Origin of the sequence: Wolbachia endosymbiont (group B) of Ischnura elegans (genome assembly GCF_947251585.1) — a bacterium.
Classification (GTDB): Bacteria; Pseudomonadota; Alphaproteobacteria; order Rickettsiales; family Anaplasmataceae; genus Wolbachia.
Window position 1 is genome coordinate 1,429,426 of record NZ_OX366371.1, and the last position, 11,736, is coordinate 1,441,161.

An 11,736-nucleotide genomic window follows, 5' to 3' on the forward strand; every position below is an offset into this window, starting at 1 on the left:
TTCTAAGAAACTTCCCATTAGTTATTCCTGTTGAACTAAGATATAACCGAATTCCTGTGCCTTTTTGATTAAATTTTTTACAACTTTCTCTTTGTAACGTGTTTCATAATAATCTATTCCTCTTTCTACATATTCTTGTCCATACTTCAACATACTATAAAATATACATGCTAATTTCCTTGCCGTAGCAGTAATCGCTTTTGGTGCACCTAGTCGTTTTTTTAACCTTCTACAATATGCACCTATTCCGCTATTGCTTCTTGATACACAGTGAGCAGCCATTCGAAATGCATTCGCGGCACGATTAATGACTTTACGTGTTCTTGTGCTAAACACTTTTTCCCCTGTAATTTTATTAGCAGGGCTTAGCCCCAACCACGAAGTAAAATGCTTTTCTGATCGCCATTTATTATAGTTAATACCAACTTCCGAAATGATAGTTTGTACAGTTAGTATATCCAATCCAGGAATTTTGGTAAAATCTATACCAGTTACTCGATATAATTCTTCATGCAAAGCAAAGTTTGGTTTACTTTTTCTGTGCTTATTTTTCTCTTCACCTAACTTTTTACTCTCATCAGACTTTGTCTAAAATGTTTTATAATATTCTTAAATGCTCCTGTCACATTCTGCTACTTTTTCCTGATAAATATTATATAGCTCAAATTCTTGCTTTAATGTAAATAGGTGTTCTTTTCTATAGTTTCCTGCTAATGCTTTTGCAATAACAGATTTATCACTTTTTATTCGTCCATCTCTTAGTTCAGCCAATTTTTCAGGATTATTCTCACCATCTATTATTGCTTTAATAATTTGCATTCCAGTTACACCAGTTGTATCGCTTATAACTTTATGTAGTTGAATATTCATTTGTGTTAGCGCTTTTTGCATACGCAAAGTATGTGTAGAAGCATTTTCAATTAAATTTTTACGTTGCCGAACATAACTACGCAATACACACATTTGATCATCTGGCCTAAATGACCCTTGGAGTAACCCGTAACTGTGTAGTTGTTGAATCCATTTGCACATCTGATTTTCTCCCAGGTACATTTTTAACATGTTTTGCGTTTACCAGTTTTACTTCAAATCCGTGTGATTCAAGTACTTGAAACAAAGGAATCCAGTACACTCCTATTGACTCCATGGCTACTGTATTAACTTTACATTTTTTCAACCATTTTGCTATGTTGTAGAGATCTTACGTAAAGCAGCTAAATTTTTGTATACGTTGTTCATCGCTTCCTTCGGGTACACATACATAATGTACAGCCTAGCCAACATCGATTCCTGCTGCATTAGATCTCTAATTTACTTTTGAACTTTGCCATTTTTAATCTCCATTATATAATAATCCATAATTGAGAAGTGCTTAAGCTTGGGACGGTTGAGTTATACATTCTTCTAATCGAGGTAGCCCAAAAGGCTCAATCAGTGGTTCGACCGTTCCTCCAAAGCCACGCTGTCCTACGGGCACTTAAGGCACCATTGCACAGTTCGGCTATAACTGCAAAAAGCTCTTCTCTACAAAATTATACATAAAATTTGCTATACACTCAGCTAGGAAGTTTCTTTTTGGTTTGACAGGTTTTATCTGTCCGGCGCTGTTCTGTAACATCAGCCAGAATCTTTAGTATTTTTTCTGATGTCATACTTCTATCTTTTGTTATAGTCACTTTTTTGGCGAGTAATGGCTCTATTCTCTTAAGTAACCTACATACATTTGCGTTGTGTACATTGAATAGGCATCCTAAAAATCTATGCGTTATGTAAGTGCGATAGTACAAAATTACGCAAAACAACTTATCTTCCAGAGTTGGTAGTTTTGATCTTCTACCATGACACTTTTTCTGTTTTTCAAGTTTTTCCCATTCAGACCTCACTTTTTCCACCACCTTTTCGAACTCCTCTATAGTTAAACCTGTTATATTACGAAAGTTTCTTGGGTGTTTTTTCATATTATAGTAACTAAAGCTCATTTTTTTCCTTACTTGATCTGCTTATTCTTCTTCTACCTCTCTCACATCATTTTTTCAATCACCTTTTGCAGCAGGTCTTTAGAAGAAACAGATGTACAAGCTTATGCTGCTTCTACTCCAGAATCTACAGAGACAGAAAGTTCTTTTTTTAGTAACTTGTTTAGTATACTTATGAAGCCTTTTTCTTTAATAGGGTCATTTTTTGGTAATTTCTTTTCATGGTTGTTTGGATCTGATGAACCATCAACTGAATCTGATCAAATAATTGCACCAAGTAACTCAGGAGGAGAGGAGCTAACAAACTATCAAGAGGGTGATAATAATATTATATAATAGATTCTTGCATAACTGGAATGCAAAGAAAAATCAGTTTCAAGTGGCCCGGGAGTGTTAAATAAACTGTGTCAAACCGAGAAGTAAAGTAATAAATTGATAAAAAAATGGAGGTTTGACAATGAGTCAAGCAAACACAACTACCGGTTTGGTAGACTATAAAGAATTAGAAACAAATATCTTCTCATCTATACGAGAAGGAAGACCATTGACAGGAAGAGATGGAGCATTAACACCATTTATAAAAAAACTGCTAGAGGGAAGGCGAGATAGAAAACCATTTGTCGGCTGAAAGCGAAGAAAACAACCGAAGAAATTCAAAGACTTTACGGACAAGTATTTGAACTATTGACACCAAGAGATAGAGAAGGAAGTTTCGAGCCACAAGTAGTCAGAAAAAGGCAAACAACCGAACTTGAAGCAAAGGTTTTAAGTATAGCCCTTCTCATAATAGTCCAAAAAGAGTAAGATGGATTGATAGTAGTGGAAGGTAAGGATGCCAATAGCATATAGTTATGACTTAAGAAAAAAGGTGGAAGCATTGGATGAAGGAGAGAGTGGAGAAACTGTTGCCAAGAGATTTAAGATCGGAAAAACAACTTTATATGAGTGGAAGAAAAGACGTGAGAAAATGGGAGATTTTCAGTCAAAAAAGCCTGGAAGCGTGGCATAAAATTACCGACTGGAATGCATTTGCCGAATTTGCAAATGAGCAAGGTGGCAAAACTCAGTCAGAGATGCTGGGGCAATATTAGTAGACAAACAATTCATCGAGCACTTAAAAATATAGGATTCACAAGAAAAAAAAGACCTACGGATATAAAGAAAGAAATGAAGAAAAGCGAGCTCAATTTTCAAAGGTTATAGCAACAAAAGAACCTAAAGAATTAGTGTATATAGATGAGTCTGGCATTGATAACACTGAACCTATGGGTATTGCCAGAAAGGACAGCGGTTTTATGCCCTAAAATCTGGGAAGAAAACTCAACGAATTAGCATGGGGACTCCGCCAACAATATTGCAATAAACCTGAAACTTGAGAAGACTATTTCTCGAAAGCTTCTACAAAAAGAACGGAGAGTTGAATTTATTTATAGAGCTAATGATCAAATAACCATATGTCTCGATGGATAATATATGGTAGAGCTCATGGGCAACAAGAAATTAATAGTGCGGATTAGTTGTAGTTATGAAGTAAATCGATTAGCAGAGTTGTATCTATTAGATGCATATGAAAAATTAGTGTTAAGTAAACCAATAAAAGCGAGCAAAAAGGAAGAAAACTCTGAATATAAGAAAGTAGATTTGAGGACGGTAAAATGGTAACAGTTAGTTTATATGCAAGAGTTTCTTCAGGGAGGCAAGCACAAGAAGATACAATAGCAAGCCAAATTGCTGCTATAGAGAATCAAATTAGTATGGATGGACATAAATTATTAAATGAATATAAATTTATTGATAATGGTTATAGTGGTTCTAACATAATCCGTCCTGGTTTGGAAAAATTACGTGATAAAATAGCAGAAGGTAACATTGATAAGGTTTATATTCATTCTCCTGATCGTTTATCTCGTAAGTATGCATATCAGATGATATTACTTGAAGAGTTTAAGAAATTAGGAGTGGAAGTCATTTTTTTAAATTATCAAATTAGCGATAATCCAGAATGGCTTTGTTGCATAGCTAGTGTTGGTTGAGGTTATTGTAAGGAGAAAAGCTTATGGTTACTAACGCATTTTGTTGTAAAATAGGCATTTTTCAAACAAGTATAACTTATGCCACAAAAAATGAGAGTAAGTAACCAAAGAGAATATAATGAGTTTCTAAAAAAAAGAGGAAATGTTTTTCATTTTGTTAATCAAGCCATAGAAAATTGGTATGAAAATAGTCCAAAAGTTGCAGGTGGCAATAACACTTATAGTGATAAAGTTGTAATTTTAATACACATAATAGTTCATCTTTTTAGAATTGGCTTGAGACAAGCTGTAGGTTTTGTAAAAGGTTATATGGTACAAATAGGCAAAAAACTTAAGATTATCAGCTATACACAAGCTTCCAGAAGATTTAAAAAGCTTAATTTGAAGATTGATGACCATAGAAGCAATAAAGATGATCTGGAAAATGTTGAAATTGCCGTAGATAGCACTAGAGTTAGTATCTACAATAATAACGGTGGGCATAGTAAGCTTAATATTCGAAAAAGAAAATACAGTGGTTATGGTCAAGTAAGAAAATTACATGTTATTTTAAACATAAATGATAAGAAAGCAATAAGCATGAACTACACTAGTGGTGTTGCTGTAGACTATTTGCCGGTCTGCGATATGTTAGAAGAAGTCAGTGATAAATATAACATTTGTTCTATTCGAGCAGATGCGGCTTATGATATAAAAAGTGTGTATAAAGAATGCAGAAAATACAATATTGTGCCTATTATTCGCCCTAGGAAGGATACTAAAATTTGTTTAGCTGACTACTTATCAGAAAGAAACAAGTATATTAGTAGAATTAGGTCATATGAGAATTATGAAGATGGTATTAATGAATGGAAGAAAAAAGTTAAGTATGGAGCACGGTCTTATATTGAAGTCTTTTTCTATAGGTTGAAGCAAATATTTGGGTTTGGCTTGAAAAATAAATCAGAGGTAAATCGTGAAAAAGAGCTGTTAATTAAGTGCTACTTACTGAACAAATTTACTGATATTGGTATGGCTAAATTTAAATTAGCTGCGTAAGTTCATTGTGATTTACATGCCTATCAGTGCTATGCAACAAAGCCATCCAGAATCTCAATTACTATTACAAATGCAAGGTATGATAGCAGAATACGAACGTGCAAAAATCATGGAACGAAGTCGTCGAGGAAAGATTTATGCAGCAAATAAGGGTTGTATAAGTGTAATGAGTGCTGCTCCTTATGGCTATCGTTATATAAACAAAAATACAGAAACAGGACAGGCCTTATTTGAGATTTATGAAGAAGAAGCTGAAGTTGTTCGTAAAGTATTCTCTTGGGTAGGAAGAGAAAGAGCCAGTATAGGAGAAGTATGTCGTAGGCTAAGTGCTATGTCCATTATGACGAGAACTGGAAAAGAGTATTGGGATAGGGCTGTAGTTTTGAGTATGTTAAAAAACTCTGCTTATAAAGGACAAGCAGCTTTTGGTAAAACAAGGTTTGGCGTAAAACTAAAACATATAAGACCGAAAAAAAACTCCTGCGAGCATCCAAAAGATAATTATTCTACTTATCCTGTTCCAAAAGAGGATTGGATTTATATTAAAGTACCTAGTATAGTAAGCGAAGATTTATTTGAAATCGTTCAAGAACAATTAGCTGAGAATAGAAAAATAGCAAGAACAAGACAAAGAGGAGCAAGACATTTATTGCAAGGTTTAGTAGTATGTAAGCTTTGCAATTATGCATATTATGGTACTAGCACTGCAAGGAATAAGGAGGGGAAAAAAACTAATAATCAGGTATATTATCGTTGTGTTGGCACGGATTCATACCGTTTTGGCGGTAATAAAATGTGTAACAACAAATTAATTCGTACAGATACATTAGACATGGCTGTGTGGGAAGAGGTGAAACATCTATTAAAAAATCCGAATAGAATATTAGAGGAGTATAAACGTAGACTTTCAGAACTTAAAAAATCACCACTAGATCAAAAAAGCGCTTTGCTTGAAACACAAGAAGATAAATTAAAACGAGGTATTGCAAGGTTAATTGATAGTTATGCTCAAGAATATATTGATCAAGAAGAATTTGAGCCAAGAATTAAAGCAATGAAACAAAACTTAAAAATGGTTGAAGAACAAAAGAAAAAGATATTTGATCAGAAAAAACTCACACAAGAGTTAACTCTAGTAGTAACAAATTTAGAGGGGTTTTCCTCTAGTATTAACTCAAGTCTTAATAATGCAGACTGGCTAACTAAACGTGATATTATTAGAACGTTAGTTAAGCGAATTGAGATTAATTTTGAGGATGTAAACATCGTGTTTAGAGTAAAAGAGCTTCCAGACTCTTTTCATATGGAAAAAAATCAATGCTTGCAATGTTGTTGTAGGGGTAGTTGCAGCCTTAAGTGGAAGAAAAATAATTGCTCCGTTAACCTTTGAAGGCCACTGCAATATGGATATCTTTAATAAATGGTTTGAGCAGTTTCTGACACCGATTTTGGAACCTGGACAAACTGTTATCCTTGATAATGCTACTTTTCATAGTAACCGTTCACGGAATATTCCCAATTAGGCAGGAATAGCGACTAAATTCTGTAGTTTCTGGACAGGATTCTGATCATTCAAACGTGCAGTCAAAAATATCGAAAGCATTCTTTCAATGAACTTTTCTCCACGTTCTGACCAAGTGAAAAAACTATTTTTACGATAAATGACGTACCGTCTAGCCTGACGTTCTGCAAGGTTATTGGTTGTCTCGATCAGATCAGGATTGCGCACGAATCTCCACATCATATCTTCAGAACGTAGTATATTGGCAGCCATTCTCGAGGCCTGAGTTCCTTTTGCAACCCTTGTTATCTCTCGCAAAAAATGTTTCACCCTTTTTCGAATCTTCCTCATTAACCGGAAAAATCTTAAATTGTCTATCAGGTTTTGTTTACGTGCTCTATCTACCACAAATACCCTGTTGCTCAGCGATTTTAATGCTGCGCCAATTCTGCTCACTTCAACATTTTTACTGTAAAAAAACCTTTCAAAGTCCCTTGCTAAATGGGCCCAGCATATCTGTCTGTTTTCACGATTAAAGTAATTATACGCAGCATACCTATCGCTTATAACTATTCCATCATACTCTGGCAATAGCCCTTTTAATATCTTCTTTCCGCGAGATCCAACTAACTTCATAAGTGTTGCTGTTTTATTCGTTACTACCCAACTCCAACCTTTCTTTCCCTGGTTCCTATGGCTTGTTTCATCTATATGTAAATACTTGCTTTTCCGTAGCTCTTCTCTTATTTTTTCGTATTCAGATATACATTTTTCTGATACTCTACCCTCGGTCTTTGATACCAAACCTAGGCTTATATTCAGATTAAATATGCTGCTCAAAATTTGCTGTACTTCCCTTTTTGAATTGATAAAAAATCCACTAAAACTGCTAATTACTGCTTTTGCATTAGCTCCTAAAAGATCCCTTGTCACACCTTCAGGCAGACTAGCTGAGATCCTTTTCTTACACGCCTTACAGTAGCCTTTTTGTAGCCTATATTCAGTCACTATCGGTTTAATTTTTGGCAATTCAACCTTTTGATGCACAGTTTCTTCTTCTAAAATAACTTGGCTTCCACACATGCAAATTGTATCAATTGAACATTTTACCACCTCATCTGCTACCATCAATTCCCGCTTGTGCGCTTCATGTCCTGGCTGCCCGCCTGGTTTTTTATCGCTCTTCTTTTTTGTCTTTTTGCGATATACATCTTGCGATGGTGGCAGCGATGAATTTTTTGAATTTAAACCCAGCTTATCCTCTAGCTCAATTATTTTTGTCCTTAACTTATCATTCTCTGCTTTCAGAGTACCAACTTCTGACTCCAATACCACAATCTTTTCTTGTAGCACCTCTATCATCAACCCCTCATCTATCTAGTTTATTGTTTTTTATACTAATTATGCAATTTTTGTAAACTACTTTCTTATACCGTGAATGGACAAAGTTGATAAGCCTAAACGCCATCATGTCTTTAGGAGAGTCTGCTAATGAAGGCTCTTAAGTTGACGCCATTGCGTGAACGGTTACCTTTTCATAAGTCTAATAAGATTTGCTAAAGGAGTTGGTGCAGAAATTTTATATCTTCCTCCATATTCTCCAGATTTTAACAAAATTGAACATTATTGGTTTGCTATAAAAAACAGAACCAGGAAAAACATTCCTTTATTCAAATCTTTTCGTCATGCTGTCGATTCTTCTTTCTTATGACCTTTTTGGACTATTATGGGAAGGGCTATAATTTTGTGATTATAACCTCCATTTCCAAGTTTTTTTGACTGAAAATCTCCTGTTTCTTTTCTTCTTTGCTGCCACTCCCATAATGTAGTTCTTCCAATTTTAAATCTTGCTGCCACCGTTTCCCTGCTTTCTCCTTCTTCTAGTGCTTCCATTGCTTTTTTTATAACTATATGCTGCTGGCATCCTTACCTTCACTACTATAAAACCTTATTTTACCTCGTTTGGACTATTATGAAAAGAGCTATACTTCTCGGTTTGACACAGTTTATTTAACACTCCCGAGAAATAAGATTATGCTATTTTTTTAATGAAATTTCTTGAGTGGTAGATTATTTTTTACAGCTCTAGCTGAGGTAGCTGTCACTACCTGAAATGTAACAAATAAAATACCAATCTTAAATATTGCTATATTTCACGATAGTTTCTCAACTTGACGCACATGCTTTTGGAACATTCTCATTTGTCAAATAGTTTCTGGCATGCTACACAATCTGTAATGCAGGTTTTAACTTACTTTTACGCAATATTGATCATTCTTGAAAAGCAATCTAACATTTTCTATTCCTTGATTACGAAGCTTTGATGCAGCTGATTTAGCTACTTGAGCGTTTACAAAAAATGCTACATATCCCTTACTTTCTGCATTGTTTTGTTTTGGGTGACGTTTCTGCATTTCTTTTTCATATTGCCTTTTGTAATGAGGAGTATTTTGTATCAATTGTTCTGACCTCTTTCTTAAGTACTCGACTTTTACCTTCGCAAGCCCAGACTTATGAAGTCCTAAAACTTGTGCTGCTTTTTCTGACAAGTCTATTATTCTACCTTCAACAAATGGCCCTCTATCATTAACTCTTATAACAAGCTTTCTTCCATTTTCTAAATTAGTAACACGAACAAAGCAGGGTAGGGGCAAGGTCTTATGTGCTGCAGAAATCAAGTGACGATTAAACACTTCACCGTTGGCTGTAATTGTGCCATGATCTTCTATTCCATACCACGATGCTATTCCTACTTCTTCGTAACAGCTACAGTATTTTGGGTGGTAGGTGATACCATTTATTGTATAGCTATTGCCAATTTTATAATGACCTGCAGTGTGATTACACCTATTGCTAAAACTACAACTACTCATCAAAACGAATATTAGACATAGAAAGGCTAGTTTTTTTATCATTGTACTTAGTGAAATGGTTCGATACCATGAGGATTTTAAATTATACTATAATAAATTTAGTAATAAGTAAACGTCTACTGCCAAATATGCACAGCACTAAAAAAGGTTCTGTCGAATCTATAAACCATAGGAAAGAAGATCATTAAAGGTGGGATTATAGGAGTTATGAAGCCATTAACATAGCAAAATTCTCAAAAGTAGAAACATTATTAATAATTTGTCTTTTTTGAATCATACGAATATTTTCTATGCCTGTGATGGTAATCTTTGCGGAATGGAAGCTTTTAAACCCAAGCATTGGCTTTATTAGTTTTTTGATAAATCTATCAACAATATTATTTAGATATTTTATTTGAAGGACTGTAATCTTCAGAAATTTCTGCATTCAAATCATCAAGAGCAGCAGTATTACTGCCGCTTTTATCAATTACAATTTTCTCAGGAAGATAGTTACTCCTGAAGGCTTTACGAAAGAATGCAAGTGCTGCAGACTTGTCTCTACTAACACACAAGAGGAAGTCTACAGTATATAAATAAACCCATTTACCGTTTAATTTAATGTAAGTCTCTCCAACTACTACCAACCTGCTTCTTTCTTTTCCTTACTGCCTCATCTATCAGTGGTGATAATCCACCTTTGTAACGTAGCATTTTGCTCCCCTTATACTCATCATTTCTTCCAAATTTCGATAGCTCAAAGAGAATCGACATTTCATGTATACAGATAACATCCGCTGAAAAGCTAAATCCTTTGAAATATGGCAACAATTTTTGATTGATACGAAACATCTTTGCTTTTTTTTAGACAATTATATCATTCTTCTTTCTACTTCCCTACAAATGCGACAGAACCCTTTGTAGTACTCAAAAAAAGAGAATAAAAGGTACCGATATTACGTATGCAACAATCACTTAAGGGGAAAGAATTGTGAATCAATAAACCGAACAATAGTAGCAGGAGAAGTGGAAAAAGAAATAATGAAGAAAGCGGAGCAGCTATATGAAAAATGGAGAGAAAAAGCAGAAGAGTGGAAAAATTTAAGTTTTGGAAAACAGAAAGAAGTAGTGAAAAAGTTAATAAGAACAGTATTGGTGAGAGAGGATGGAATAGAGGTGAGTTCTGAATCAGAGGAAAAATTTATACCAATGAAGAAGAAAGGAAACAAATGCACAGTAATCGAGCCAGAAGGAAAAACAAATAATGCGTTACTCAAAGCAGTGGTAAGAGCCCATCTGTGGAAACGGCAACTAGAAGAAGGAAAATACAGAAGTGTGAAAGAGCTGAGTGCCAAAATTAATATAGGTACAAGACGTATACACCAAATTTTAAGATTAAATTATTTAGCACCAAAAATTAAAGAAGATATAGTAAATGGAAGGCAGCCAAGAGATTTGAAGTTGGTTGACTTGAGAGAAATACCGATGCTGTGGAGTGAGCAGATGAAGAGATTTTATGGGTTTAAGCAAGCTGTCTGCCAATAAAAAATAAGATAAATGGGAGTGTTAAATAAACCATACGCGTCAAGTTAAGGAAATATCGTGAAATATAGCAACATTTGAGATGGGCATTTTATTTGTTACATTTATTTTTTTAGGGAGTTCTTATCTAGAAGAAGATGATTTTTTCAGAAGAATCTATAAATTAATAACTTTATTACTTAATATATAAAATAGTTTTTTTCGTTTCCTTTCTTCCTTATACCACTTTTCCTTAACTTGACGCGTATGGTTTATTTAACACTCCCTCTCAAAGAGGTGCTTTTAAAATGCTATTTGATTAATAACTTTACTGATATAGGTATGCCTATTTTCAAATTTGCCTCGTAAATTCCTTTCATTACTCCTCCTCATTCCTTGCCATTCAACAAAGCCTCCCAGAAGCACCATAAATACGCTTTTCAACACATATTTAATAGAGTTTGTGAAGAAAATGACACTGAACACCGTTTGACAAAAGTCTTGGACAAATGGGCAAGTTGAACGTATGAATAAAACTTTTAAAAATGCTACAGTTAAAAAATATTACCACCGCTCACATCAGCAGCTCAAAAAGCATCTTTACAATTTTATGATGGCTTACAATTATGCTAGAAGAATTAAAACTCTTAATGGTCTTACACCTTTCGAATTTATATGTTTACAGTGCTCCTCATTTATTTACACTACCATCACACTCTGGAACCATGTATCTAAACTTCTGCTGAAACCTTACTGTAATTGTCCTTAGATTATCATTAAATAATATTAAAAATTTAAGCATCTAGACCCATCTG

7 protein-coding genes and 10 pseudogenes are annotated in these 11,736 nt (G+C 34.4%); 11 read left to right on the top strand and 6 right to left on the bottom strand.

Annotated features, from left to right (window positions below):
- Nucleotides 1-21: 21 nt before the first annotated feature.
- A pseudogene (locus OPR58_RS07330) lies at nucleotides 22-1,331 on the bottom strand (IS110 family RNA-guided transposase).
- A 237-nt stretch (nucleotides 1,332-1,568) separates the two neighbouring features.
- Nucleotides 1,569-1,979 (bottom strand): annotated as a pseudogene (locus OPR58_RS07335) (helix-turn-helix domain-containing protein); the annotation flags it as partial.
- A 156-nt stretch (nucleotides 1,980-2,135) separates the two neighbouring features.
- On the opposite strand from OPR58_RS07335, the gene OPR58_RS07340 reads away from it, so the two are divergent.
- From OPR58_RS07340 to OPR58_RS07375, 8 genes and pseudogenes are all read left to right on the top strand, one after another.
- Nucleotides 2,136-2,312 carry a hypothetical protein gene (locus OPR58_RS07340; RefSeq protein WP_265022366.1) on the top strand — a complete coding sequence of 59 codons (177 nt, stop codon included), beginning with the start codon at nucleotides 2,136-2,138 and terminating at the stop codon, nucleotides 2,310-2,312.
- A gap of 121 nt (nucleotides 2,313-2,433) precedes the next feature.
- A pseudogene (locus OPR58_RS07345) lies at nucleotides 2,434-2,747 on the top strand (transposase); the annotation flags it as partial.
- Between the two features lie 61 nt (nucleotides 2,748-2,808).
- A pseudogene (locus OPR58_RS07350) lies at nucleotides 2,809-3,312 on the top strand (IS630 transposase-related protein); the annotation flags it as partial.
- Nucleotides 3,313-3,449: 137 nt separating this feature from the next.
- Nucleotides 3,450-3,638: a hypothetical protein gene (locus OPR58_RS07355; RefSeq protein WP_038249248.1), complete on the top strand. Its 189-nt coding sequence runs from the start codon at nucleotides 3,450-3,452 to the stop codon at nucleotides 3,636-3,638.
- Nucleotides 3,632-4,009, top strand: a complete 378-nt coding sequence (locus tag OPR58_RS07360; protein WP_265022275.1) for a recombinase family protein — start codon at nucleotides 3,632-3,634, stop codon at nucleotides 4,007-4,009. The genes OPR58_RS07355 and OPR58_RS07360 overlap by 7 nt, the downstream gene beginning before the upstream one ends.
- Nucleotides 4,010-4,087: 78 nt before the next feature.
- Nucleotides 4,088-5,047 carry an IS5 family transposase gene (locus OPR58_RS07365; protein WP_265022212.1) on the top strand — a complete coding sequence of 320 codons (960 nt, stop codon included), beginning with the start codon at nucleotides 4,088-4,090 and terminating at the stop codon, nucleotides 5,045-5,047.
- 79 nt (nucleotides 5,048-5,126) lie between these two features.
- Nucleotides 5,127-6,437 carry a recombinase family protein gene (locus OPR58_RS07370; RefSeq protein ID WP_265023183.1) on the top strand — a complete coding sequence of 437 codons (1,311 nt, stop codon included), beginning with the start codon at nucleotides 5,127-5,129 and terminating at the stop codon, nucleotides 6,435-6,437.
- Nucleotides 6,382-6,546 (top strand): annotated as a pseudogene (locus OPR58_RS07375) (transposase); the annotation flags it as partial. The gene OPR58_RS07370 and the pseudogene OPR58_RS07375, both read left to right, overlap by 56 nt.
- Nucleotides 6,547-6,566: 20 nt before the next feature.
- Here OPR58_RS07375 and tnpC read toward each other — a convergent pair.
- A complete protein-coding gene (gene tnpC / locus OPR58_RS07380; RefSeq protein WP_265022247.1) occupies nucleotides 6,567-7,910 on the bottom strand; it encodes an IS66 family transposase in 1,344 nt (447 codons plus the stop codon).
- Between the two features lie 168 nt (nucleotides 7,911-8,078).
- On the opposite strand from tnpC, the pseudogene OPR58_RS07385 reads away from it, so the two are divergent.
- Nucleotides 8,079-8,259 (top strand): annotated as a pseudogene (locus tag OPR58_RS07385) (transposase); the annotation flags it as partial.
- Between the two features lie 29 nt (nucleotides 8,260-8,288).
- Here OPR58_RS07385 and OPR58_RS07390 read toward each other — a convergent pair.
- The 3 genes and pseudogenes from OPR58_RS07390 to OPR58_RS07400 all read right to left on the bottom strand — a co-directional run.
- Nucleotides 8,289-8,472, bottom strand: a pseudogene (locus OPR58_RS07390) (IS630-like element ISWpi11 family transposase); the annotation flags it as partial.
- Between the two features lie 322 nt (nucleotides 8,473-8,794).
- Nucleotides 8,795-9,463, bottom strand: a complete 669-nt coding sequence (locus OPR58_RS07395) for a septal ring lytic transglycosylase RlpA family protein (RefSeq protein ID WP_012481726.1) — start codon at nucleotides 9,461-9,463, stop codon at nucleotides 8,795-8,797.
- 163 nt (nucleotides 9,464-9,626) lie between these two features.
- Nucleotides 9,627-10,252 (bottom strand): annotated as a pseudogene (locus tag OPR58_RS07400) (IS6 family transposase).
- Between the two features lie 72 nt (nucleotides 10,253-10,324).
- Here OPR58_RS07400 and OPR58_RS07405 point away from each other — a divergent pair.
- Together OPR58_RS07405 and OPR58_RS07410 are read left to right on the top strand one after the other, a co-directional pair.
- Nucleotides 10,325-10,945: pseudogene (locus tag OPR58_RS07405) on the top strand (recombinase zinc ribbon domain-containing protein); the annotation flags it as partial.
- Between the two features lie 408 nt (nucleotides 10,946-11,353).
- Nucleotides 11,354-11,690 (top strand): annotated as a pseudogene (locus tag OPR58_RS07410) (integrase core domain-containing protein); the annotation flags it as partial.
- Between the last annotated feature and the right edge of the window lie 46 nt (nucleotides 11,691-11,736).